The sequence below is a fragment of the Pseudomonas sp. UFMG81 genome (assembly GCF_015354575.1).
Taxonomy (GTDB): Bacteria; Pseudomonadota; Gammaproteobacteria; order Pseudomonadales; family Pseudomonadaceae; genus Aquipseudomonas.
Map to the genome: position 1 here is coordinate 1 of NZ_JACAFQ010000040.1, position 24,161 is coordinate 24,161.

20 protein-coding genes, 2 tRNA genes and 1 pseudogene are annotated in these 24,161 nt (G+C 62.2%); 6 read left to right on the forward strand and 17 right to left on the reverse strand.

All coding sequences use genetic code 11. The annotated features are described in order from the left end of the window. From IX761_RS22865 to IX761_RS22880, 4 genes and pseudogenes are all read left to right on the forward strand, one after another. Positions 1-185 (forward strand): annotated as a pseudogene (locus IX761_RS22865) (glucose-6-phosphate isomerase); the annotation flags it as partial. A 115-nt stretch (positions 186-300) separates the two neighbouring features. Beyond that, the gene (acs, locus tag IX761_RS22870; protein WP_194791778.1) at positions 301-2,235 is read left to right on the forward strand and encodes an acetate--CoA ligase; all 1,935 of its coding nucleotides are present in this window, start codon (positions 301-303) and stop codon (positions 2,233-2,235) included. A 39-nt stretch (positions 2,236-2,274) separates the two neighbouring features. Then, the gene (locus tag IX761_RS22875; RefSeq protein ID WP_194791779.1) at positions 2,275-3,144 is read left to right on the forward strand and encodes an oxygenase MpaB family protein; all 870 of its coding nucleotides are present in this window, start codon (positions 2,275-2,277) and stop codon (positions 3,142-3,144) included. A gap of 79 nt (positions 3,145-3,223) precedes the next feature. Next, on the forward strand, positions 3,224-6,160 hold the full coding sequence (locus IX761_RS22880) for a DUF748 domain-containing protein (protein WP_194791780.1): 2,937 nt from the start codon (positions 3,224-3,226) through the stop codon (positions 6,158-6,160). A 220-nt stretch (positions 6,161-6,380) separates the two neighbouring features. Here the strand turns inward: IX761_RS22880 and IX761_RS22885 are convergent, their stop codons facing one another. After that, entirely contained in the window at positions 6,381-6,794 is a 414-nt protein-coding gene (locus IX761_RS22885) for a VOC family protein (RefSeq protein ID WP_194791781.1), read from the reverse strand. Between the two features lie 60 nt (positions 6,795-6,854). On the opposite strand from IX761_RS22885, the gene IX761_RS22890 reads away from it, so the two are divergent. Beyond that, on the forward strand, positions 6,855-7,157 hold the full coding sequence (locus tag IX761_RS22890; protein WP_194791782.1) for a putative quinol monooxygenase: 303 nt from the start codon (positions 6,855-6,857) through the stop codon (positions 7,155-7,157). Between the two features lie 110 nt (positions 7,158-7,267). Here IX761_RS22890 and IX761_RS22895 read toward each other — a convergent pair whose 3' ends face one another. The 16 genes from IX761_RS22895 to rlmE form a co-directional block, all read right to left on the reverse strand. Further along, entirely contained in the window at positions 7,268-7,618 is a 351-nt protein-coding gene (locus IX761_RS22895) for a BON domain-containing protein (protein WP_194791783.1), read from the reverse strand. 505 nt (positions 7,619-8,123) lie between these two features. Next, positions 8,124-10,229 (reverse strand): polyribonucleotide nucleotidyltransferase, encoded by a 2,106-nt coding sequence (gene pnp / locus IX761_RS22900; protein WP_194791784.1) that lies wholly within the window; start codon positions 10,227-10,229, stop codon positions 8,124-8,126. 248 nt (positions 10,230-10,477) lie between these two features. Continuing rightward, positions 10,478-10,747, reverse strand: a complete 270-nt coding sequence (gene rpsO, locus IX761_RS22905; RefSeq protein WP_110735089.1) for a 30S ribosomal protein S15 — start codon at positions 10,745-10,747, stop codon at positions 10,478-10,480. A gap of 151 nt (positions 10,748-10,898) precedes the next feature. Then, positions 10,899-11,816, reverse strand: coding sequence for a tRNA pseudouridine(55) synthase TruB (truB, locus tag IX761_RS22910; RefSeq protein WP_194791785.1), 918 nt, complete (start codon positions 11,814-11,816; stop codon positions 10,899-10,901). Between the two features lie 3 nt (positions 11,817-11,819). After that, positions 11,820-12,218: a 30S ribosome-binding factor RbfA gene (gene rbfA, locus IX761_RS22915; RefSeq protein WP_194791786.1), complete on the reverse strand. Its 399-nt coding sequence runs from the start codon at positions 12,216-12,218 to the stop codon at positions 11,820-11,822. 115 nt (positions 12,219-12,333) lie between these two features. Next, a complete protein-coding gene (gene infB / locus IX761_RS22920; protein WP_194791787.1) occupies positions 12,334-14,871 on the reverse strand; it encodes a translation initiation factor IF-2 in 2,538 nt (845 codons plus the stop codon). Positions 14,872-14,898: 27 nt separating this feature from the next. Next, positions 14,899-16,380, reverse strand: a complete 1,482-nt coding sequence (gene nusA / locus IX761_RS22925) for a transcription termination factor NusA (protein WP_110735081.1) — start codon at positions 16,378-16,380, stop codon at positions 14,899-14,901. A 59-nt stretch (positions 16,381-16,439) separates the two neighbouring features. Further along, positions 16,440-16,898, reverse strand: coding sequence for a ribosome maturation factor RimP (gene rimP, locus IX761_RS22930; protein ID WP_194791808.1), 459 nt, complete (start codon positions 16,896-16,898; stop codon positions 16,440-16,442). A gap of 129 nt (positions 16,899-17,027) precedes the next feature. Beyond that, positions 17,028-17,104 (reverse strand) — tRNA-Met (locus IX761_RS22935). A gap of 99 nt (positions 17,105-17,203) precedes the next feature. Next, positions 17,204-17,289 (reverse strand) — tRNA-Leu (locus IX761_RS22940). A 21-nt stretch (positions 17,290-17,310) separates the two neighbouring features. Further along, positions 17,311-17,703 (reverse strand): preprotein translocase subunit SecG, encoded by a 393-nt coding sequence (secG, locus tag IX761_RS22945; RefSeq protein ID WP_028691255.1) that lies wholly within the window; start codon positions 17,701-17,703, stop codon positions 17,311-17,313. A gap of 4 nt (positions 17,704-17,707) precedes the next feature. After that, entirely contained in the window at positions 17,708-18,463 is a 756-nt protein-coding gene (gene tpiA, locus IX761_RS22950; protein ID WP_194791788.1) for a triose-phosphate isomerase, read from the reverse strand. 66 nt (positions 18,464-18,529) lie between these two features. Then, positions 18,530-19,870, reverse strand: a complete 1,341-nt coding sequence (gene glmM / locus IX761_RS22955) for a phosphoglucosamine mutase (protein ID WP_194791789.1) — start codon at positions 19,868-19,870, stop codon at positions 18,530-18,532. A 16-nt stretch (positions 19,871-19,886) separates the two neighbouring features. Then, positions 19,887-20,738: a dihydropteroate synthase gene (gene folP / locus IX761_RS22960; RefSeq protein ID WP_194791790.1), complete on the reverse strand. Its 852-nt coding sequence runs from the start codon at positions 20,736-20,738 to the stop codon at positions 19,887-19,889. Between the two features lie 152 nt (positions 20,739-20,890). Beyond that, positions 20,891-22,798 (reverse strand): ATP-dependent zinc metalloprotease FtsH, encoded by a 1,908-nt coding sequence (gene ftsH / locus IX761_RS22965; RefSeq protein WP_194791791.1) that lies wholly within the window; start codon positions 22,796-22,798, stop codon positions 20,891-20,893. 203 nt (positions 22,799-23,001) lie between these two features. Then, positions 23,002-23,628, reverse strand: coding sequence for a 23S rRNA (uridine(2552)-2'-O)-methyltransferase RlmE (rlmE, locus tag IX761_RS22970; RefSeq protein ID WP_011532133.1), 627 nt, complete (start codon positions 23,626-23,628; stop codon positions 23,002-23,004). Positions 23,629-23,730: 102 nt separating this feature from the next. On the opposite strand from rlmE, the gene yhbY reads away from it, so the two are divergent. Next, positions 23,731-24,039, forward strand: a complete 309-nt coding sequence (yhbY, locus tag IX761_RS22975; RefSeq protein ID WP_050706991.1) for a ribosome assembly RNA-binding protein YhbY — start codon at positions 23,731-23,733, stop codon at positions 24,037-24,039. The last annotated feature ends 122 nt before the right edge of the window (positions 24,040-24,161 follow it).

Sequence of the window (24,161 nt, forward strand, 5' to 3'; positions counted from 1 at the left end):
TGTTCGTGCAAAGCGTGATCTGCGTGATCTGGGGCATCAACGCCTTCGACCAATGGGGCGTGGAACTGGGCAAGGAACTGGGCAAGGGCGTGTACCAGCGCCTGGTCGGCGCCCAGGAAGAGAGCGCCGAAGATGGCTCGACCCAAGGCCTGATTAACTACTTCCGCGGGCGTCACCGCGGTTGATCTGAGGCCTGTACTGGCCCTATCGCCGGCACATTTTGAACACCTCCCCCAGCTACACTGTCCATCGAATAGCCGTTGCAGTCCCTCGCCCCTAACAAGAGCAGGACCACCCGCCATGTTCGATATCCGCGACTACCCCCAGGCCCTGGCCGTCAGCCAGGCCGCCACACTGTCCGACGACGACTACCGCCGCCTCTACCGCCAATCGGTGGACGACCCTGATACCTTCTGGGCCGAACAGGCCAAGCGCCTCGACTGGTTCAAACCCTGGGCCCATGTGCAGCAGTGCGACCTGAAGACCGGCCAGGCCCGCTGGTTCGACGGCGCCCAGCTCAACGTCAGCCACAACTGCATCGATCGCCACCTGGCCCAGCGCGGTGAACAGACCGCCCTGCTGTGGGAAGGCGACGACCCGAAAGACAGCCAGGCCATCACCTACCGCGAGCTGCACCGCCAGGTCTGCCGCCTGGCCAACGCGCTGAAGGCGCGCGGTGTGAAGAAGGGCGACCGGGTGTGCATCTACATGCCGATGATCCCCGAAGCCGCCTACGCCATGCTCGCCTGCACCCGCATTGGTGCCATCCATTCCGTGGTGTTCGGCGGTTTCTCCCCTGACGCCCTGCGTGACCGCATCCTCGACGCCGACTGCCGCACCGTGATCACCGCCGATGAAGGCGTGCGCGGCGGCAAGCGCATCCCACTCAAGCAGAACGTCGACAAGGCACTGGCCAGTTGCCCGAATGTCAGCAGCGTGCTGGTGGTCAGGCGCACCGGTGGCGACGTGGCCTGGAACGAAGGTCGCGACCTCTGGTACCACCAGGTGACGGAAAAAGCAGGCGACGATTGCCCGGCCGAACCGATGGACGCCGAGGATCCGCTGTTCATCCTCTATACCTCCGGCAGCACCGGCAAGCCCAAGGGCGTGCTGCACACCACCGCCGGCTACCTGTTGCAGGCGACGATGACCTTCAAGGTGGTGTTCGACTACCGCGACGGCGAGGTGTTCTGGTGCACCGCCGACGTGGGCTGGGTCACTGGCCACAGCTACATCGTCTACGGCCCGCTGGCCAACGGCGCAATCTCGCTGATGTTCGAGGGCGTGCCCAATTACCCCGACACCTCGCGGTTCTGGCAGGTGGTCGACAAGCACCAGGTGAACATCTTCTACACCGCGCCTACCGCCCTGCGCGCCTTGATGCGTGAAGGCTCCGGCCCCTTACAGGGCACTTCACGGGCAAGCTTGCGCCTGCTCGGCAGTGTCGGCGAACCGATCAACCCCGAAGCCTGGGAGTGGTATTTCGAAGAAGTCGGGCAGAAGCGCTGCCCCATCGTCGACACCTGGTGGCAGACCGAGACCGGCGGCATCATGCTCACCCCCCTCCCCGGCACCCAGCGGCTCAAACCGGGTTGCGCCACCCAGCCGATGTTCGGCGTGCAACCGGTGCTGCTCGACGACAAGGGCAAGCTGATCGAAGGCCCCGGCGCCGGTCTGCTGGCGATCAAGGCCAGCTGGCCCGGGCAGATCCGCAGCGTCTATGGCGATCACCAGCGCATGGTCGACACCTACTTCAAGCCCATGCCCGGCTACTACTTCACCGGCGACGGCGCCCGCCGCGATGCCGATGGCGACTACTGGATCACCGGGCGCATCGACGACGTGATCAACGTCTCCGGCCATCGCATCGGCACCGCCGAGGTGGAAAGCGCCCTGGTGCTGCACGACAGCGTCGCCGAAGCCGCAGTGGTGGGTTACCCCCATGACCTCAAGGGCCAGGGCGTGTACGCCTTCGTCACCCCCATGAACGGCGTCACCCCGGACGATGCGCTCAAGGCCGAACTGCTGGCGCTGGTCAGCAAGGAAATCGGCAGCTTCGCCAAGCCCGAACTGATCCAGTGGGCCCCGGCGCTACCCAAGACCCGCTCGGGCAAGATCATGCGGCGTATACTGCGCAAGATCGCCTGCAACGAACTGGACAACCTGGGAGACACCTCCACCCTCGCCGACCCGAGCGTGGTCCAGGGCCTGATCGACAAGCGCCTCAACCAGTAACCCGCGGCCTGGCCAGGCCGCCTTGCACACAAGGTCGCCATGGAAGCCCTACGCCGTCGCATCGAAACCCAGGTCATGAGCCTCACCGGCGCGGCCCTCGGCCAGCTCGACCTGGAATCGCCCAAGGGCGACCCGGGCCTGTTCGGCCCGCAGAGCATCAGCTGGCAGGTGCACGGCGACTTCCCCAGCATGCTGGTGGGCGGCATCAGCGCGCTGATGCTGCAACTGCTGCATCCGCTGGCCCTGGCTGGGGTGTGGGACCATTCGAACTTTCGCCAGGACCTGCTCGGTCGCCTGCGCCGTACCAGCCAGTTCATCTCCGGCACCACCTTCGGTTCTACCCGCGACGCCGAATGGCTGATCGACAAGGTGCGCACCATCCACCTCAAGGTGGTGGGCACCGCCCCCGACGGGCGCCCTTATGCCGCCAGCGACCCCGACCTGCTGACCTGGGTGCATGTGGCCGAGGTGAGCAGCTTCCTCGCCGCCCACCTGCGCTATCGCAACCCTGCCCTGCCCCGCGCCGACCAGGATGCCTACTACGCCGAAATAGCCTTGATCGCCGAACGCCTCGGCGCCCGCGACGTACCACGCTCATGCATCGAGGTGCAGGACTACCTGCGCCGCATGCGCCCGGCACTGCGCTGCGATGCCCGTAGCCACGAGGTCATGCAGATCCTGCTCGAAGCCCCCGCCCCCAGCCGCCTGGCGGAGCCCGTGGGCAAGCTGATGCTCAAGGCCGGCGTCGACCTGCTTCCGGACTGGGCCAGCGACATGCTCGGCCTGCACCAGAGTGCATTGGAACGGCGCATGGTGCGCCTGGGGCTGGAAAACACCGCGCCGGTGCTGCGCTGGGCCATGCGTAACGGCTCGGCGCACCGTGCCCGGCGGCGCATGGGCATCGAGTGAGGTTTTTTGCCCGCTCCGGCGGAACCCGTTTAACCTGCCATACTCCAAGCACTCCAGCCTGATACAGACGAAGCGACACATGCCCAAAGGATTGACCCGCGCCATCGGCGCCTTGCTGGCCCTGGTGGCCCTGTACAGCCTGCTTGGCTTTTTCATTCTCCCCGGTATCGCACTGCGTATCGCCAACCAGCAACTGGCGCAGTACGCCACGGTGCCTGCGCACCTGCAACGTATCGAACTCAACCCGTTCAGCCTGGAGCTGACGCTCTGGGGGCTGCAGATCGGTGAACCCGGCAAGGAACAGGTCGGCTTCGAACGCCTCTACGCCAACCTGTCGCTCGATAGCCTATGGACCAAGGCCCTGCGCCTGGAAGCCGTCGAGCTCGACAAGCCACGTACCGAGCTGCTGTTCGCCAAGGACGGCAGCCTCAACCTGACCCAGCTGTTCAAGCTCCCACCCAGCCAGCCCAAGGCGGACGAGCCGCCCAGTGACCCCTTCCCGCTGCGCATCGGCAGCATCAAGCTCAGTGAAGGCTACCTGCATTTCCAGGACCTGCGCCCCAGCGAACCCATCGAGTTCATCTACGACTCGATGAACCTGGAGCTGAAGAACCTCAGCACCCTGCCCGACGACAACGCCGACATGACCCTGGTGGCCATCGGCCCGGCCGGTGGGCGGATCGACTGGAGCGGTAGCCTGAGCCTGGCCCCGATCGCCTCCGAAGGCACGCTCAAGGTCACCGAAGGCAAGATGAAGGCCTTCTGGCCTTACGTGCGCGACGCCGTGCCGCTGGTGCTGGAAGAAGGTGTGGTCAGCCTCGACACCCACTACAAGCTCAACCTTGCCAAAGAGACCGAGCTGCTGCTGGACAACACCTCGGTACGCATCGCGCCCTTCGCCATCAAGGCCCCGGATGGCCGGCCCCTGGCGCGCCTGGCCAGCCTGGAGGTGAGCGAGACCTCCATCGACCTGGCCAAACAGTTGGTCACCGTTGGCAAGATCCGCAGCGAGAAGCTCGAAACCTGGGCCGCGCTGGAGAAGGACGGCCAGCTCGACTGGCAGAAGCTGTTCGCCAGCCAGCCGCCCAAGGCCACGCCGAAGGAAAAGGCCGAGCCCGCCGTCGCTGAACCCAGCGACCAGGAAAAGGCCGCCGCCGAGCCGAGCAAGCCTTGGCAGGTACTGCTCAAGGACGTGCAGGCACGCAACTACCTGGTCCACCTGGCCGACCGCAGCCAGAAAGAACCCGTGGCGCTGGACGTCGGCCCGCTCAACCTCGACCTGCAGAACTTCGACAGCCTCAACCAGTCGCCCTTCACCCTCAAGCTCGATACCGGCGTCGGCAAGCAAGGCAAGTTGCAGGCGGCGGGTGAAGTCAACCTGGCGCCGATCACCGCGAAACTGGACGTGGCCACCCGCGACATCGACCTGCGCGTGGCCCAGGCCTACATCACCCCGTTCATCCGCCTGGAACTGCGCAGCGGCATGCTCTCCAGCGACCTCAATGTCGACCTCAAGAGCACCGAGCCGCTGGCCTTCAGCATCACCGGCAAGGCCCAGGCCAACCAGCTGCACACCCTGGACACCATCAAGAACCGCGACTTCGTCAAATGGCAGCAAGTCAATGTCGATGGCCTGTCCTACGTACATGGCGATGCGCTGTCGATCGACAAGGTGACCCTGCTACAACCCTACGCGCGCTTCATCATCAACGAAGACCGCACCACCAACGTCGATGACCTGCTGATCCCGCAACCGGCCGACACGCCTGCCGCGCCCCAGGCCAAGCCGGCCAGTGCCGCCAGCAGCAAGCCGCTGGGGATCCGCATCGGCCAGATCAGCATCAACGACGGCTCGGCCAACTTTGCCGACCTGACCCTGACCCCCAACTTCGCCACCGCCGTGCAGCAGCTCAACGGCCAGATCGGCACCATCGACAACCGCAAGCCGCAACCGGCCAAGGTGGACATCAAGGGCAAGGTCGACCGCTATGCGCCGGTGACCATCAAGGGCGCGCTCAACCCGTTCAACCCGTTGGCCAGCCTGGATATCGCCACCAGTTTCAAACGCGTCGAGCTGACCACCCTGACCCCCTACTCGGGCAAGTTCGCCGGTTTCCGCATTCGCAAGGGGCGCCTCAACCTCGACGTGCACTACTTGATCACCAACGGCCAGCTCAAAGCCGAGAACAAACTGGTGGTGGAGCAACTGCAACTGGGCGAGAAGGTCGACAGCCCGGACGCGGTGGACCTGCCGATTCGCCTGGCAGTGGCGCTGCTCAAGGACACCGAGGGCAAGATCTCCATCGAGCTGCCGGTGTCGGGCGACCTCAACAACCCGCAGTTCAGCGTCATGCCGATCGTCTGGCAGACCCTGCGCAACCTGGTGCTGCGTGCGGCCCAGGCGCCGTTCAAGTTCATTGGCGGGCTGGTGTCCGGTGGCGGTGCCGAGGACCTGGGGAATGTGTCCTTCGCCGCGGGCTCCAGCGACCTGACGCCGGATGCCCAGGCATCGCTCGACAAATTGGCTTCGGCGCTCAAGGAGCGCCCGGAACTGCGCCTGGAGATCGAAGGCACTGCCGCCCAGGGCAGCGATGGCCCGTTGATCGCCCAGCAACGCCTGGAGCGCGAGTACCAGGCCACCTGGTACAAGATCCTCCAGCGCCGCGGCGACAAGGTGCCAGCCAATGCCTCGCTGTTGGTGGTCGATGACAGCGACAAGCCGGCCATGCTCGAAGGCATCTACCGTACCCGCCTGAAGCAGCAGCCACCTGCCGAATGGCAGCAGTTGGGCCGCGACGAGCGCAGCGCCAAACTGCGTGAAGCGGTGATCAAGTCCTGGGCCGAAAGTGCCCCGCTGCTGCGCACCCTGGGGCAGGAGCGGGCCAGCAGCATCAAGGACTACCTGGTCGACAAGGGCCAGCTGGAAGATGACCGGGTGTACTTCATCGACACCAACCTGGGCCAGGCCGAAAGCGATGGCCGGGTGGTCACGCCCTTGCATCTGGATGCCGAGTAGCCTGCGCTAACCGCGTCGCCAGCAATCGCCGGCAAGCCGGCTCCCACACCGACCGCGTTGACCTCATGTCATGCTCGATCCCAGTGGGAGCCGGCTTGCCAGCGATGAGGTCTGCACAGTCAACAGTTGCTACCACCCTGAGCGCGCCATTCTCAAGACTTGCGCTGTACCTGTGGGAGCCGGCTTGCCGGCGATTGGGTGCTCAGGTTGGCCATCACGCTCAAGCCAACCGCTGCCCCGATACCGACGGGTGATACAGCGGCTGCACCTTGTTCCCCGCCGGGTCCAGCAGATGGAAGCTGCGCGCCCCATCGCCGTGATTGAACGGGCGGTCGAGCAGCGTCACGCCACGGGCCTTGAAGTACTGGTACCAGGCTTCCAGCTCCTCCACCGTATCGACGATGAAGCCGTAGTGATCCAGGGTCTGCAAACCATTGGCAGCCCCCGCGCCACGCCCCAGCGACAGGTTGTCGTTACCGCAGGTGAGGTAGACCAGGTCTTCGTTGGCACGGTTGAGCACCTCCATGCCGAGCACATCGACGTAGAAGCGCTCGCACTCCTCCAGATTGGGTACCAGCAGGGCGATATGGCGCAGGCCGTTGAGGCGGCCAGGACGGGCAGGTAGATCAGACATGGGCATGGCTCCATTTTTGTATACAATTCGATAGCGAATTTAAAACAAAAGGAGCCGCTTGTGTACAGCCTGTTTATCAAGACCCGCGTCAAACCTGGCACCGCCGACGCCTTCCTCACGGCTATCAAGGCCAACGCCGCCGCCTCCGTGGCCACCGAGCCAGGGTGCTTGGTGTTCGATGTGTCCCAGGATCGGGAAGACGCCGACGTTATCTACCTCTACGAAATCTATCAGGACGACGCCGCCTACGAGGCCCATACGCAGACCGCGCACTTTCGTGACAGCCGGCCGCTGGTAGAGCCATTGATTGTCGAGCAGGAGTGCTTCGAGGGCGATGTGGTGGCGCGCAATCCGGTCAATTGACGCCCGTACCGCCCGCCCCCCTTCAAGCAAAAAGCCCCGGCGGTTGCCGGGGCTTCTTACTTACTTGAAGGGGTGGTCAAGTCCGTTTGACCGACGGGACATTCCTTGGGTTAGTCAGCCTTCAGGCCGTCAGCCGAGACGGCTTGTACGCCCTTGATCTTCTTGGCGATGGCAATGGCCATTTCTTTCTGGGCATCGGTCACGGCCGTTTCGGAGGAAAGAGAAACCACACCCTTGTTGGTCTCGACCTTGATATCACTGCCTGGCACACCTTTCTCGGTCATCAGGTCAGCCTTCACCTTGGTGGTGATCCAGGTGTCGGATGCCGCTTCCTTGGTTTTGGTCACCTCACCGGCCGCAAGCGTCATCGGGGCCTGGGTGGACTGCTGGGCAAAAGCCGCGTTAGCCATGGTCAGGGTCAGAGCGGTAGCAGTAGCGGCAGCAATGGCGAACTTCTTCATGTGGGTCACTCCTGTTTTTCGAAAGGTCTGCGCCGTGGTTCCTGGCGTCAGGTAGGAGTGATGTTGCAGGGGTTGTGCCAGTTTTTGCTCTTAAATTAAATCGTTATAAATCAACTACTTAATGATTCATTGATTAGGTGGAGATCGTGCAATTTGCAATCAGGCGAGAAAAGTTGTGTGCAAGATGCAAGCTCACCAACGATTACCCGCACCCGCCGCATCGCAGCGGCGAACCGAAGCCCCCCGCAGTGGATGCACGCAGTCTTCTGCGGGAGCAACTGTCTTGCGCATGAATCTGTAGGAGCGGCCTTGTGTCGCGAAAGGGCCGCGGAGCGGCCCCGACGATCTAGGGCGTACTCGAAATCCTGGGGGCGCTGCGCACCCCTTTCGCGACACAAGGCCGCTCCTACACAAAGCGTGCAAGCCTTGCCGGCGATGCGGCCAGCACAATCAAGACCCATAAAAAAAGGACCCCGAAGGGTCCTTTTTTCTTGCCTGCTAAGGCTTAGACGCCCGATGCCTTGGCAGCGGCAACGTCCTTGATCGACAGCTTGATACGGCCGCGGTTGTCCACGTCCAGTACCAGAACCTCGACTTCCTGGCCTTCCTTCAGGATGTCGGTGACCTTCTCAACGCGAGCGTCGCTCAGCATGGAGATGTGCACCAGGCCGTCCTTGCCCGGCAGGATGTTGACGAAGGCGCCGAAGTCGACGATACGCTCAACCTTGCCGACGTAGATCTTGCCGATCTCGGCTTCTGCGGTGATACCCAGGATGCGCTGCTTGGCAGCATCTGCCGCTTCCTTGGTTTCGCCGAAGATCTTGATCGAACCGTCGTCTTCGATGTCGATCGAAGCCTTGGTCTCTTCGCAGATGCCGCGGATGGTGGCGCCGCCTTTACCGATGACGTCACGGATCTTGTCGGTGTCGATCTTCATCGCGATCATGGTCGGGGCGTTGGCCGACAGCTCGGTACGCGACTCGCCGATGATCTGGTTCATCTGGCCGAGGATGTTCAGGCGCGCTTCCAGGGCCTGGCCCAGGGCGATTTCCATGATCTCTTCGGTGATGCCGTTGATCTTGATGTCCATCTGCAGCGCGGTGACGCCTTTGGCGGTACCGGCAACCTTGAAGTCCATATCGCCCAGGTGGTCTTCGTCACCGAGGATGTCGGTCAGGACGGCGAACTTGTCACCTTCCTTGACCAGGCCCATGGCGATACCGGCAACCGGGGCTTTCATCGGTACGCCGGCGTCCATCAGGGCCAGGGAAGCACCGCAGACCGAAGCCATGGAGCTGGAGCCGTTGGACTCGGTGATTTCCGATACCACGCGGATGGTGTACGGGAAGACGTCAGCGGCTGGCAGCATGGCCTGGACCGAACGGCGGGCCAGACGGCCGTGGCCGATTTCACGACGGCCAGCACCGCCCATGCGGCCACACTCGCCCACCGAGAACGGTGGGAAGTTGTAGTGCAGCATGAAGGGGTCTTTCTTCTCGCCTTCGAGGGTGTCCAGCAGCTGGGCGTCACGGGCGGTACCGAGGGTGGCAACCACCAGCGCCTGGGTTTCACCACGGGTGAACAGCGCCGAACCGTGGGTTTTCGGCAGCACGCCGACTTCGATGTTCAGCGGGCGCACGGTCTTGGTGTCGCGACCGTCGATACGCGGCTTGCCGTTGACGATGTTTTCGCGAACGGTGCGGTATTCGATTTCGCCGAAGATGTCTTTGACTTCGCCGGCCGAAGGCTGGCCTTCTTCACCGGAGAACTTGGCGATCGCCTGGTCGCGCAGCTCACCCAGGCGCGCGTAGCGGTCGGCCTTGACGGTGATGGTGTAGCCCTGCGAGACAGCCTCGCCGAACTCGGCGCGGATGGCGTTGAACAGCTCGGTGTTAGCGACGGCAGGTTTCCAGTCCCAGGTCGGCTTGGCAGCTTCGGCGGCCAGCTCTTTGACCGCCTTGATCACGGACTGGAACTCGTCGTGGGCGAACAGTACGGCGCCCAGCATCTGGTCTTCGGTCAGCTCTTGGGCTTCCGATTCAACCATCAGCACGGCCGACTCGGTACCGGCAACGACCATGTCCAGGCTCGAGGCAGCCAGTTGCTCGTAGGTCGGGTTCAGCAGGTAGCCGGTGCTTTCGTGGAAGGCAACGCGGGCAGCGCCGATCGGGCCTTCGAACGGAATGCCGGAGATGGCCAGGGCGGCCGAGGTACCGATCATCGCAGCGATGTCCGGATCGGTCTTCTTGCTGGTGGAAACGACGGTGCAGACAACCTGCACTTCGTTCATGAAACCTTCTGGGAACAGCGGGCGGATCGGACGGTCGATCAGGCGCGAGGTCAGGGTTTCTTTTTCCGATGGGCGGCCTTCACGCTTGAAGAAGCCACCTGGGATCTTGCCGGCAGCGTAGGTCTTTTCCTGGTAGTGCACGGACAGCGGGAAGAAGCCTTTGCCCGGGTCGGCCTGCTTGGCACCGACCACGGTCACCAGCACGGTGACATCGTTGTCGACGGTGACCAGCACAGCGCCGGTGGCCTGACGGGCGATGCGGCCCGTTTCGAGCGTAACGGTCGATTGACCGAACTGGAATTTCTTGATTACCGGGTTCACGGTTTCCTACCTTCTTCAGTGGCTCTTGGGGGAACTGGTTCTTGCGAATTCTTGGGCGGAATAGAGTATCGGCTCGATTGACCGTCCAGATACAACACGAGGCTGGGAGCCTGGCGCCGAGCGGATGAACCGCACGGCTAACCAGGCTGCCAACCTCGCAGATCGCGCGGCGTGCCCAACGGCGAGGCTGATTAACAGCCCTGCCGAAGAATGCGACACGCCTTGCAACACCACTGGCCAGGCCGCTATTAGCGACGCAGGCCCAGGCGACCGATCAGGGCGCTGTAACGGGTGGTGTCCTTGCCCTTCAGGTAGTCCAGCAGCTTACGACGCTGGTTGACCATACGGATCAGACCACGACGGGAGTGGTGGTCTTTTTCGTTGGCCTTGAAGTGGCCTTGCAGCTTGTTGATGTTGAAGGTCAGCAGAGCAACCTGAACTTCCGGGCTACCGGTGTCGCCTTGGGCTTGCTGATAGTCTGCAACGATCTGAGCTTTTTCTTCGACGCTGAGGGCCATGTGGCTTCTCCTGATAAACGGATCCCGCAAGCGGGGTCCAATAGGCCAGGGACTAAAATCCCCGTATTAATAAAATGAGTAATGACCGTGCCTACTGACAGCCATCCTCTAGTCCGCAGGGCAAAGCGTTGACCTCGCCCTGTGGGTTCGGTCATTCCGACCGAATCAGTCGACGCGGCGCAATGCGCCCGTCTTCGCTCACTTCACCGATACCGATGAAGCGGGCATTGTGATCCTGTACGCGGACCATGCCGAACTGCGGTGCATCCGGTGCGCGAACCGCCTGGCCATGCAGCCAGTAGAACGCGCTGTGCTCGGACAATACCACCAGTGGCCAATCCTGCAAGCCGCTATCGGCGGGTAGCAGGAAACGGTCGAGCGCTTCGTTGCCGCCTTCGGCGTGAGCCTGCTCGAGTTCCTCGAGGGTGACGGTCTGTGCCAGCACGAAGGGCCCGGCTTGCGTGCGGCGCAGCTCGGCGACATAGGCGCCACAGCCAAGGGCCTCGCCGATATCCTCCACCAGGGTGCGGATATAGGTGCCTTTGCTGCATCCTACGCTCAGCCGTGCACGGGTGCCTTCGCACTCGAGCAACTCCAAGCGGCCAATAGTAACAGAACGCGCCTCGCGCTCCACTACCTCTCCTGCACGCGCCAGTTTGTACAGCGGCTGGCCGTCGCGCTTGAGGGCCGAGTACATCGGCGGTACCTGCTGGATCTCACCGCGAAAACGCGGGATGACCGCTTCGAGGTCGGCGCGACCAACGGTCACTTCGCGGGTCTTGAGGACTTCGCCTTCAGCATCGCCGGTGTTGGTCGTCTGGCCCATTTGCATGACCGTTTCGTAGCCCTTGTCGGACTCGAGCAGGTACTGGGAGAACTTGGTCGCTTCCCCGAAGCACAACGGCAGCACGCCGGTGGCCAGTGGGTCGAGACTGCCGGTGTGGCCGGCCTTCTCGGCGTTGAGCAGCCAACGGACCTTCTGCAACGCGGCGTTGGAGGTGAACCCCAGCGGCTTGTCGAGCAGGATGATGCCGCTGACATTGCGGCGAATACGTTTTACCTGGGCCACCGCTTACTCCTTGGCACCCGGCTCGTCGGCATCCTTGTGCAGACGGTCTTCGGCGACCGCGCGCTCGATCAGTGCCGACAGGTGCACACCACGGCTGACGCTTTCATCGAAGTGGAAATGCAGCTGCGGCACGCTGCGCAGCTGCATCGAGCGGCCCAGGTGCAGGCGCAGGAAGCTGGCGGCGCTGTTCAGGGCCTTGAGCGACTGCTGCACGGCGTCCGGGGTTTCTTCGCCCATGACGGTGATGAACACCTTGGCGTGGCCCAGGTCGCGGCTGACGTCGACGGCGGTGATGGTCACCAGGCCGACGCGCGGATCTTTGACTTCACGGCGGATCAGCTCGGCCAGCTCGCGCTGCATCTGATCACCGATACGTTGGGTACGGCTATATTCTTTTGCCATTCTTGTTACCTGTAACTTAAAGCGGCAAACGCCCGGTCAAGCTCTAGCCTGACCGGGCGCTGCCTGCAAAGGCGCTGCCAACCGCCCTGCACGGGGGTTGGCAACGGGCTCACCCTTACAGGGTACGAGCCACCTGGACTTTCTCGAACACTTCGATCTTGTCGCCGACCTTGACGTCGTTGTAGCTCTTCACGCCGATACCGCACTCCATGCCGTTACGCACTTCGGCAGCGTCGTCCTTGAAGCGACGCAGCGATTCCAGCTCGCCTTCGAAGATCACCACGTCGTCGCGCAGTACGCGGATCGGACGGTTGCGGTACACGGTACCCTCGATGACCATACAGCCAGCGATGGCGCCGAACTTCGGCGAACGGAATACGTCACGCACTTCGGCCACACCCAGGATGTTCTCGCGAACATCGCTGCCGAGCATGCCGGTCAGGGCTTTCTTGACGTCTTCGATGATGTCGTAGATCACGTTGTAGTAACGCATATCCAGACCTTCCTGCTCGACGATCTTGCGCGCACCGGCATCGGCACGCACGTTGAAGCCGAACAGTACTGCATTCGAAGCCAGCGCCAGGTTGGCGTCGCTTTCGGTGATACCACCGACGCCGCCACCGATCACGCGTACCTGAACTTCGTCGTTGCCCAGGCTGCTGAGCGAGCCCTGCAGCGCCTCGAGCGAACCGCGCACGTCGGTCTTGAGGACGATGTTGAGGGTCTTCTTCTCTTCCTGACCCATGGTCTCGAAGATGTTTTCCAGCTTGCCGGCGTGAGCACGGGCCAGCTTGACCTCACGGAACTTGCCTTGACGGAACAGCGCCACTTCACGCGCTTTCTTCTCGTCGGCAACCACCGACATCTCTTCGCCAGCGTCCGGGGTACCGTCCAGGCCAAGGATCTCGACCGGGATCGACGGGCCGGCTTCTTTCACCGGTTTGCCGTTCTCGTCGAGCATGGCACGCACGCGGCCATAGTTGGAGCCGACCAGGACCATGTCGCCCTGACGCAGGGTACCGTCCTGAACCAGGATGGTCGCTACCGGGCCGCGGCCCTTGTCCAGACGCGACTCGACCACGACACCACGACCAGGGGCAGTCGGGGTGGCCTTGAGTTCGAGGATCTCGGCCTGCAGCAGGACAGCTTCGAGCAGCTCGTCGACACCGGTACCCATCTTCGCCGAAACCTTGACGAACGGCGTGTCACCACCCCATTCCTCGGAGGTCACGCCTTCGACGGACAGCTCGTTTCGGATGCGATCGAGGTCAGCACCTGGCTTGTCGATCTTGTTCACCGCAACGACCAGCGGTACGCCAGCAGCTTTCGCGTGCTGTACGGCTTCGCGGGTCTGTGGCATCACGCCGTCGTCCGCCGCCACCACCAGGATGACGATGTCGGTCGCCTTGGCACCACGGGCACGCATTTGCGTAAACGCAGCGTGGCCAGGGGTGTCGAGGAAGGTGACCATGCCACGGTCGGTTTCGACGTGGTAGGCACCGATGTGCTGGGTGATACCACCGGCTTCGCCAGCGGCAACCTTGGCACGACGGATGTAGTCGAGCAGCGAGGTCTTACCGTGGTCGACGTGGCCCATGACGGTCACGACCGGCGCACGCGAGGTGGTCTCGCCTTCGAACTTCAGCGATTCGGCCAGGGAGTCTTCCAGGGCGGTGTCGCTGACCAGGGTGACCTTGTGGCCCAGCTCTTCGGCGACCAGCTGTGCGGTTTCCTGGTCGAGCACCTGGTTGATGGTGACCGGGGTGCCCAGCTTGAACATGAACTTGACCACTTCAGCGCCCTTGACGGACATCTGGTTGGCCAGTTCGGAAACCGTGATGGTTTCGCCGATGGTGACGTCACGGATGACGGGACCGGTCGGGTTCTGGAAGCCGTGCTGGTTGCGCTTCTTGCCCTTGCCCTTGCCGCCGCGACGACGGAAGCCATCGCTCTCTTCGTCGGTGGTACGTGGGGCAGCGCGAGGGGTCGGAGCCTTTTCCTTCTCCTTGACCTTGACCTTGACCGACATGCGCGGCGCATCGCCACGGCCGGCGGCAGCCGGGCCACCACCGCGACGATCGTCATCACGGGTGCGGCTCTCGTTGCGACGGGTCTCGTCTTTCTTGCGCTCGGCAGCACGAGCGGCGGCGTCTTCGGACACCGGCGCGTTGGCCACTACCGGGGCAGCAACCGGTGCTGGCTCGGCCTTGGCAACTGGCGCAGCGGCCGGGGCCTCGGCGGCCTGACGGCGTGCCTGCTCCTCGTTGCGCTGACGCACTTCGGCTTCGACCTTGTCGCGCGCGGCGTTTTCGGCGGCGCGGCGCTCTTCCTGCTCGCGTTTCTGCTCAGCCTGGATTTCTTCCGGGCTGCGCTGCACGAATACTTTCTTCTTGCGTACTTCTACGCTGATGCTCTTGCTACCGGCGACACGCAGCGTGCTGGTGGTCTTGCGCTGCAAGGTAATCTTGCGCGGCTCTTCCGCCTTGCTCTTGTGGCTGCTTTTCAAATGAGTCAGCAGGGTCTGCTTCTCATTGTCGGTCACTACCTGACCGGCGTCGGTGTGCGGCAGACCTGCCTCACGCATCTGCTGCAGCAGGCGCTCTACCGGTGCCTCGACCTCTTGGGCCAGTTCTTTCACCGTGACTTGCGTCATGCACTTCTCTCCTCAGGCCGCGCCTAATTACTCGAACCAGTGGGCTCGGGCGGCCATGATCAACTTGCCGGCACGCTCTTCGTCGATGCCGTCGATGTCGAGCAGGTCGTCAATCGACTGCTCGGCCAGGTCTTCGCGGTTAACCACGCCGCGCACCGCCAGTTCCGCCGCCAGGTCCTTGTCCATGCCCTCGAGGGAGAGCAGGTCTTCGGCCGGATGGGCGTCTGCCAGTTTTTCTTCGGTAGCGATGGCTTTGGTCAACAAACGGTCCTTGGCCCGAGCGCGGAGCTCGTTGACGATGTCCTCGTCAAAGCCATCGATGTTGAGCATTTCTTCCAACGGTACGTAAGCAATTTCTTCGAGGCTGGTGAAGCCTTCGTCGACCAGCACCTGTGCCAGCTCTTCGTCGACTTCCAGTTCCTCGATGAAGTTACGCAGGATGTCGCCGGTTTCAGCCTGTTGCTTGGCCTGGATGTCCTTCTCGGTCATCACGTTCAGGGTCCAGGCGGTCAGCTGGCTGGCCAGGCGAACGTTCTGGCCGCCACGACCGATGGCCTGGGCCAGGTTGTCCTCGGCCACGGCGATGTCCATCGCATGGGCATCTTCATCAACGATGATCGCGGCAACCTCTGCCGGCGACATGGCGTTGATGACGAACTGCGCCGGGTTCTCGTCCCACAGGACGATATCCACACGCTCGCCACCCAGCTCGCCGGATACGGCCTGGACGCGCGAACCACGCATGCCGATGCAGGCACCTTGTGGGTCGATGCGCTTGTCCTTGGAGCGGACGGCGATCTTGGCACGCGAACCCGGATCACGGGAGGCGGCCATGACTTCGATGAGGCCTTCGGCGATTTCCGGCACTTCGATGCGGAACAGCTCGATCAGCATCTGTGGCGCGGTGCGCGACAGGATCAGCTGCGGGCCGCGGTTCTCGGTGCGGATTTCCTTGAGCAGCGCACGCAGGCGCACGCCGACACGGAAGGTCTCACGGGGAATGATGTCTTCGCGGGCCAGCAACGCCTCGGCGTTGTTGCCCAGGTCGACGATGACGTTGTCGCGGGTGACCTTCTTCACGGTGCCGGAGATGATCTCGCCCACGCGTTCGCGGTAGGCATCGACCACCTGGGCGCGCTCGGCTTCGCGAACCTTCTGCACGATGACTTGCTTGGCGGTTTGCGCAGCGATGCGGCCGAACTCGATCGACTCGATCTTCTCTTCGATCACGTCACCGATCTTGGCGTCCGGGTGCGTGTCCTGGATCTTTTCCAGCCAGGTCTCGATCGCCGGATCGTCCAGGTCGTTTTCATCGACCACGGTCCAGCGACGGAAGGTCTCGTAGCTACCGGTGTGGCGGTTGATTTCCACACGCAGGTCGACTTCGTCCTCAAAACGTTTTTTGGTCGCAGTGGCCAGGGCCACTTCCAGCGCTTCGAAAATGACGCCGGGCGGTACACCTTTCTCGTTGGATACCGATTCAACAACCAGCAGTACTTCTTTGCTCATCGTACGCCTCGCCTTGCGCAAGCCATTGGGCCCGGAAATTCCGCCGGGCCCGGCACGTCTCAGTCAAAACTGGGAATAATATTGGCCTTGTCGATCGAGTCGATCGGCAACAGGAACTCATGGTTGTCCACTTGAACCACCACATCCTGCTCCTCCACACCACGGAGAAGGCCCTGGAAGTTACGACGACCTTCGAAGGGCGTACGCAGCTTGATCTTCACTTGCTCGCCGGCATGCGAGGCAAACTGTTCCAGAGTGAACAGCGGGCGATCCATGCCTGGAGAGGAAACCTCAAGGGTGTATTCACTGCTGATCGGATCTTCCACATCCAGAATGGCGCTGGCCTGACGACTGACCGCTTCGCAGTCCTCCACCAGGATGCCGCCATCCTTGTCGATGTAGATACGCAGTACCGAATGCTTACCCTGGGAAACGTATTCGATCCCCCAGCACTGATAGCCCAGACCCTCGACCACCGGGGCCAGCAAGGCCTGCAACTGTTCTAGCTTGCTCGACACCTGAACCCCCTCGTGCATGCTGTGCAAATAAAAAATGGGCGAAGCGCCCATCCCTGAAAGCGCCGTTGGACAACGACGCCGAAAACTGTCGGCTAGCAAAAAGCCCCTGAAAAGGGGCTGTGCTGAAGCTGGTTGCGGGGGCTGGATTTGAACCAACGACCTTCGGGTTATGAGCCCGACGAGCTACCAAGCTGCTCCACCCCGCGACAAAGCTGGGGCGAAAGTATAAGACCGAACCCCCTACAGGGTCAATCCAACCTCCACCTGCAAGAAAGCCCGCGTAAAGCGGGCTCTCATGCTTCAATTGGTACCGAGAAGGGGACTCGAACCCCTACACCCTATGGGCACAACCACCTCAAGGTTGCGTGTCTACCAATTCCACCACCTCGGCAATACTACTTCTTGAAACCCGTTACTGCTGCTCTTTGGCGGGAGGAGGTACGTCACCAGAGTTGGTGGTTTCACTCTTCTGCTGTTGGAGCACCGGTACATCATCATTGACTGCCGGCTTTGGCTCTTTGACTTCCAGCACTGCTGGATCTGGCAGACCAGCTTGAGTCAGCTGGTGAGCCTGCTGCTTGGCGAAGTATCCTAACCCAAGTGCAGTCAAAAAGAAAGTGGCAGCAAGTATAGCAGTAACTTTACTCAAAAAGGTAGCGGAACCTTGGCTCCCGAACACAGTATTTGAAGCACCTGCGCCGAAAGATGCACCGGCTTCCGCACCTTTACCCTGTTGCAGCAGCACCATTACAACCAGCGCCAATGCCGCCAACAGATGAAAAACAACTACGACTGTTTCCAGCATTTGTTCAGTTTCCTGCGGCGCGACAAATTGCACCGAATTCGTCTGCGTTCAGGGACGCTCCACCAATGAGCCCCCCATCGATATCCGGCATGCCGAACAGTTCAGCCGCATTGGCCGCCTTCACGCTGCCGCCGTAGAGAAGCTGCACGTTTCCGGCAACTTCGGCGTCCATCGCTGCCAGCTGCTTGCGGATGGCTGCATGCACATCCTGGGCTTGCTGCGGCGAGGCCGTCAAACCAGTACCGATGGCCCAAACAGGCTCATAGGCAATAACTGCATTGGCAAAAGCCTTGATACCGAACGCGTCGATAACACTGCTTAGTTGACGCCCTACAACTTCTAGCGTCTCGCCTGCCTCGCGCTCTGCGAGAGTTTCCCCTATACAGAGCACCGGCGTCAAACCACTTTGCTGTGCAGCTGCAAACTTTTGATTCAGCACTTCATCAGTTTCACCAATAATCTGGCGACGCTCGGAGTGCCCGATCAAAACATACTTGCAACCTGCTTCAGCCAACTGACTCGGTGCAACTTCCCCGGTCAGCGCGCCTTGTTCAGGCTGTACAGCAGAATTCTGTGCTCCAACAGCGATCCCTTTCGCCTGCAGGCCATCAATGACTTGATTGATGAACAGCGCAGGCGGGAACACTGCGACTTCGATACCGCCTGGGATGAGCATTTCGCCCAAGCCCTGAGTCAGCTCAGCGACGCTGGCGCGGGTACCGTGCATCTTCCAGTTACCAGCTACCATGGGGCGACGCATGCTTTACCTCGTCGGTCAAAGTGGGCGCAGATCTTACCCAACCCGATCTGCGCTGGCAAGCCTCTTTCAGGCACAAACTTCAGCAACCAGCTTGGCCAGGGCTTCGGCATGGCCGCGCACCTGGCTTTCGTCGTCACCTTCGACCATTACCCGCACCAGTGGCTCGGTGCCGGACTTGCGCAGCAGCACGCGCCCACGGCCAGCCATGGCCTCGGTGGCCTTGTCGCTGGCCTCTTTCACCAGCGGGTTTTCCAGTGGGTCACTCTTGCCTGCCTCGAAGCGCACATTGATCAACACTTGAGGGCATTTGCGCACGCCTTGGCGCGCCTGCGCGAGGGTCTCGCCGCGACGCTTGAGGGCCATCAGCACCTGCAACGCCGCGATGATCGCGTCACCGGTGGTGGTGTGGTTGCAGCACACAACGTGCCCGGAGTTCTCGCCACCGAGCAACCAGTCACGCTCGAGCAGCTCGGCCATGACGTAGCGGTCGCCGACCTTGGCGCGCACGAACGGGATGCCCAGCTCCTTGAACGCAAGCTCGAGCCCGAGGTTGCTCATCAGGGTGCCGACCACCCCACCCTGCAGCTTGTCGCGCTCGTGCAGGTCGCGGCCGATGATGTAAAGCAGCTCGTCACCGTCGATGATGGCGCCAGTGTGGTCAACCATCAGCACTCGGTCACCGTCGCCGTCGAAGGCGATACCGAGGTCAGCGTGCCCGACCAGCACGGCGGCCTGCAGCGACTCGATGTGGGTCGAGCCACAATTTTCGTTGATGTTCAGGCCGTCCGGCGCAGCATGCAGCACCGTCACTTCGGCGCCCAGCTCGCGGAAGACGCTCGGCGCGACCTTGTAGGTGGCCCCATGGGCGCAATCGACGACGATCTTCAGCCCTTCGAAGCTGGTGCTGGTCGGCACGCTGCTCTTGCAGAACTCGATGTAGCGGCCGGCAGCGTCATTGATGCGCGACACTTTACCCAGCTTGCTCGAGTCGACCACGGTCATGGGCTGGTCGAGCAGTTCCTCGATCATGAGCTCGACTTCGTCCGGCAGCTTGGTGCCGTTACCGGAGAAGAACTTGATGCCGTTGTCGTCATGCGGGTTGTGCGAAGCACTGATGACGATGCCGGCTTCGGCGTGGAAGGTGCGTGTCAGGTAGGCGATCGCCGGGGTCGGCATCGGGCCGAGCAGCATCACATCGGCACCGGCGGCGGAAAGCCCGGCTTCCAGCGCGGATTCGAACATGTACCCGGAGATCCGCGTATCCTTGCCGACCAGCACCCGGCAATGCCCCTGCTTGCGGAAGGCCATACCCGCGGCCCAGCCGAGTTTCAGCATGAAGTCTGGGGTGATGGGGAATTGGCCAACGCGGCCACGGATACCATCGGTACCAAAGTATTTTCTGCTCATAGAAACTCCAGAATTCTTATTCGGCGCCCTGCACGGCGGCGATCATGCGCACTACATCGACCGTTTCGGCGACATCATGAACGCGCAGGATGCTCGCACCCTTGGTCATGGCCAGTGCCGCCAACGCCAGGCTGCCGTACAACCGCTCACTGACCGGGCGATCCAGGGTGAGGCCGATCATGCTCTTGCGCGAAACGCCGACCAGCAGTGGCCGGCCGAGGCGGTAGAGCGCTTCCATGTGTTTGAACAGGCTCAGGTTGTGCTCAAGGGTCTTGGCAAACCCGAATCCGGGGTCGAGGACGATACGCTCGGCAGCGATACCCACTGCCGCGCAGGCCGCCATGCGCTGTTCAAGATAGCGCGCGACATCGGCGGTCACATCGTCGTAATGCGGATCGTCCTGCATGTTGCCCGGCTCGCCACGCATGTGCATCAGGCACACCGGTAACCCGGTATCGGCTGCGGCATCGAGCGCACCGTCGCGCTCCAGGGCGCGCACATCGTTGATCAAGCCTGCACCCAGGCGGGCTGACTCGCGCATCACCGCAGGCGTCGAGGTATCGACGGAAATGACCACGTCGAGCCGGCTGCTGATCGCTTCGACGATCGGCGCCACACGCTCCAGTTCCTCGGTGGGCGATACCGCCCGAGCCCCGGGGCGGGTCGACTCGCCGCCGACATCGACCAGGGTCGCACCGGCAACCACCATTGCCTCGGCATGGCGCAGGGCTGCGTCACGCTGGCTGAAGCGACCGCCATCGGAGAATGAGTCGGGGGTGATATTGAGGATACCCATGACATGGGTACGGGACAAATCAAGAACCCGGTTGCCGCAAGGCAACCGGGTCGGGTAATGCTGCGAGGTCATAGATGCCCTTATGCTTTGCACGAAAAGTGCCTGCGCGGCGACCATGCTGCGTTGAAAACGGGCTCGCAATGCTCATTGGCTACAGCCAATTCCGCTTACTCGCCCGTTTTCGCCTTGCCTGATCGCCGCTCGGCGACTTTTTCGCACAAACCCTAGTGTTGAGCCGCTGGGCCGCCGATCGGCGACTCCGGACGATCACCCTGGGAAGCCTGGTTGCCGGAGGTGCCGGCATCGTTGTCCCAGTCACGCGGTTCGCGTGGTGTACGGCCCGCCATGATGTCGTCGATCTGGTCGGCATCGATGGTTTCGTACTTCATCAGCGCCTCGGCCATGGCGTCGAGCTTGTCACGGTTGTCGGTGAGGATCTGCTTGGCCGTGGCATAGCACTGGTCGATGATGCTGCGCACCTCGGAGTCGATCAGCTTGGCGGTTTCGCCCGACACGCTGGCGTGCTGGCTGCCGGCGCTGCGGCCAAGGAACACCTCGCCCTCCTCTTCCGCGTACATCAGTGGGCCGAGCTTCTCGGACAGGCCCCACTTGGTGACCATGTTCCGGGCAATCTGGCTGGCACGCATGATGTCGTTGGACGCACCAGTGGTGACACCGTCGAAGCCCAAGGTCATTTCCTCGGCGATACGGCCGCCGTACAGCGAGCAGATCTGGCTGATCAGGGCACGCTTGGACAGGCTGTAGCGGTCTTCTTCCGGCAGGAACATGGTCACGCCCAGGGCACGGCCACGCGGAATGATCGAAACCTTGTAGACCGGGTCGTGCTCGGGCACCACGCGACCGACAATGGCGTGACCGGCTTCGTGATAAGCGGTGTTCTGCTTCTCTTTCTCGGACATGACCATGGTCTTGCGCTCGGCGCCCATCATGATCTTGTCTTTGGCCAGTTCGAACTCTTTCATCTCGACCACGCGCTTGCTGGAGCGGGCGGCGAACAGCGACGCCTCGTTGACCAGGTTGGCCAGGTCGGCACCGGAGAAGCCTGGAGTACCGCGGGCGATGACCGCCGGATTGACGTTCTCGCCAATAGGGACCTTGCGCATGTGGACTTTGAGGATCTGTTCGCGACCGCGAATGTCCGGCAGGCCAACCACCACCTGGCGGTCGAAGCGACCAGGGCGCAGCAGCGCCGGGTCGAGTACATCCGGACGGTTGGTGGCGGCGATGACGATGATGCCATCGTTCATCTCGAAGCCATCCATCTCCACCAGCAACTGGTTGAGGGTCTGCTCACGCTCGTCGTGACCGCCACCCATGCCGGCGCCACGGTGGCGACCGACGGCGTCGATTTCGTCGATGAAGATGATGCACGGGGCGTGCTTCTTCGCCTGCTCGAACATGTCGCGCACGCGGCTGGCACCAACACCGACGAACATTTCGACGAAGTCGGAACCGGAAATGGTGAAGAACGGCACCTTGGCTTCGCCCGCGATAGCCTTGGCCAGCAGGGTCTTACCGGTACCCGGCGGGCCGACCATCAGTACGCCGCGCGGGATGCGGCCACCCAGGCGCTGGAACTTGCCCGGGTCGCGCAGGAACTCGACCAGCTCGCCCACTTCTTCCTTGGCTTCGTCGCACCCGGCAACGTCGGCCAGCGTGGTCTTGACCTGGTCTTCGGAGAGCAGGCGCGCCTTGCTCTTGCCGAAGCTCATCGGGCCACCCTTGCCGCCGGCACCGCCCTGCATCTGGCGCATGAAGAACATGAACACGGCGATGATCACCAGGATCGGGAAGCTGGCCACCAGCAGCTGAGTCCAGATGCTCTGCTGTTCAGGCTGCTTGCCTTCGACGGTGACGTGGTTGTCGACCAGGTCGCCGATCAGGCCGTTGTCGGTGATGGCCGGACGGACGGTCTTGAAGTTGTCGCCGTCGGTGCGCTTGCCGGTAATGATGTAGCCGTCGACGGTCACACGCTCGACCTTGCCATCCTTGACCTGCTGGATGAAGTCGGAATAGTTGAGGGTCTGCGGCTCGTTAGGGCTGGAGAAGTTGTTCATCACCGTCACCAGGACGGCGGCGATGATCAACCACAGGATCAGATTCTTTGCCATGTCGTTCAATTCGCTACCCTCTGAGGCCGGCGCACGACGCAGCCGTGCCTCGCATGATATTCATCGCCCTAACTTACTACATTACCTACGCAACCGCAGGCACCGTCTGTAACCCTTTGTGAAAGCTAGACTACACGAAGTTCGGACGATCCAGACGGAGCCGCCGATTGGAATTAACTATCGGCTACCCCGCAGCACGCCTGTCACGCTCCCTTGAAACCCTTGCCCAACAGGTACTGCTCGCGAGAGCGATCCCGCGAGGACGACGGTTTGCGCATCTGCACCTTGTCGAACTTGCTGCGCACGTCCTTCAGGTACATGTCGAAACCTTCGCCCTGGAAAATCTTGATCAGGAAGTCCCCACCGGGCTTGAGCACGCGGGTCGCCAGATCCAGGGCCAGTTCGCAGAGGAACATGGCACGCGGCATGTCCACCGCGGGCGTACCACTCATATTGGGGGCCATGTCGGAAATCACAAGGTCTACGTGCGAATCGCCGACCGCCTGCAGGATCTGCTGCAGCACTTCGTCCTGGGTGAAGTCGCCCTGGATAAAGGTAACGTCCGGGATCGAGTCCATTTCCAGGATGTCCGAGGCGATCAGCCGCCCTTGGCCGCCAATCAGACGACTGGTCACCTGCGACCAGCCACCGGGGGCCGCGCCGAGGTCGATTACACTCATGCCAGGGCGGATCAGGCGGTCCTTCTCCTGGATCTCCAGCAGTTTATAGCTGGCGCGCGAACGGTAGCCGTCCTTCTGCGCCTGCTTTACGAAGGGGTCGTTGAAATGCTCTCGCAGCCAGTTTGCGCTGCTTTTGGAACGTTGTACCACGGGGCACCTCGATGATTTGCGTCGTGTTTGACTGGGCGGAGCCACAGGCCCTCGGGTAAAATGCCCGTCAATTTTACAGAATCAGACGAAAAGGGTCAGATTATGCCGCTCAATAACGAGCAGAAGAAGCAGTACAAGTCTATTGGTCATGACCTGAAGCCGGTCCTGATCGTTGCAGGCAACGGTTTGAATGAAGGCGTGATCGCCGAACTGGAACGCGCCCTGGTCGACCATGAGCTGATCAAGGTCGAGATTCGCTCGGAAGATCGCGAAGAACGCGCCGAGACCATCGCCGCGCTGTGCAAGGCCGGCCGCGCCGAACTGGTACAGACCATCGGCAAGAAAGCGCTGATCTACCGCAAGAACCCGCAGCCGAACAAGCAACTGTCCAACATCCACCGTTACAAGTAACGGCAATCAAGCGGCTACGCGACCCTGTGGGAGCCGGCTTGCCGGCGATCACCGGCATTGCCGGTGCCAAGCACCCCGGTGCCTTCATCGCCGGCAAGCCGGCTCCCACAAGCAGTGCAATA

What these genes read in the sequence shown, in the direction of transcription:
- rpsO (WP_110735089.1), bottom strand. Translation starts at nt 10,747, where the DNA reads ATGGCCCTCAGCGTCGAAGAAAAAGCTCAGATCGTTGCAGACTATCAG.
- IX761_RS22880 (WP_194791780.1), top strand. Translation starts at nt 3,224, where the DNA reads ATGCCCAAAGGATTGACCCGCGCCATCGGCGCCTTGCTGGCCCTGGTG.
- IX761_RS22875 (WP_194791779.1), top strand. Translation starts at nt 2,275, where the DNA reads ATGGAAGCCCTACGCCGTCGCATCGAAACCCAGGTCATGAGCCTCACC.
- secG (WP_028691255.1), bottom strand. Translation starts at nt 17,703, where the DNA reads ATGCTGGAAACAGTCGTAGTTGTTTTTCATCTGTTGGCGGCATTGGCG.
- IX761_RS22885 (WP_194791781.1), bottom strand. Translation starts at nt 6,794, where the DNA reads ATGTCTGATCTACCTGCCCGTCCTGGCCGCCTCAACGGCCTGCGCCAT.
- folP (WP_194791790.1), bottom strand. Translation starts at nt 20,738, where the DNA reads ATGACCTCGCAGCATTACCCGACCCGGTTGCCTTGCGGCAACCGGGTT.
- nusA (WP_110735081.1), bottom strand. Translation starts at nt 16,380, where the DNA reads ATGAGCAAAGAAGTACTGCTGGTTGTTGAATCGGTATCCAACGAGAAA.
- glmM (WP_194791789.1), bottom strand. Translation starts at nt 19,870, where the DNA reads ATGAGCAGAAAATACTTTGGTACCGATGGTATCCGTGGCCGCGTTGGC.
- infB (WP_194791787.1), bottom strand. Translation starts at nt 14,871, where the DNA reads ATGACGCAAGTCACGGTGAAAGAACTGGCCCAAGAGGTCGAGGCACCG.
- IX761_RS22895 (WP_194791783.1), bottom strand. Translation starts at nt 7,618, where the DNA reads ATGAAGAAGTTCGCCATTGCTGCCGCTACTGCTACCGCTCTGACCCTG.
- ftsH (WP_194791791.1), bottom strand. Translation starts at nt 22,798, where the DNA reads ATGGCAAAGAATCTGATCCTGTGGTTGATCATCGCCGCCGTCCTGGTG.
- tpiA (WP_194791788.1), bottom strand. Translation starts at nt 18,463, where the DNA reads ATGCGTCGCCCCATGGTAGCTGGTAACTGGAAGATGCACGGTACCCGC.
- rbfA (WP_194791786.1), bottom strand. Translation starts at nt 12,218, where the DNA reads ATGGCAAAAGAATATAGCCGTACCCAACGTATCGGTGATCAGATGCAG.
- acs (WP_194791778.1), top strand. Translation starts at nt 301, where the DNA reads ATGTTCGATATCCGCGACTACCCCCAGGCCCTGGCCGTCAGCCAGGCC.
- yhbY (WP_050706991.1), top strand. Translation starts at nt 23,731, where the DNA reads ATGCCGCTCAATAACGAGCAGAAGAAGCAGTACAAGTCTATTGGTCAT.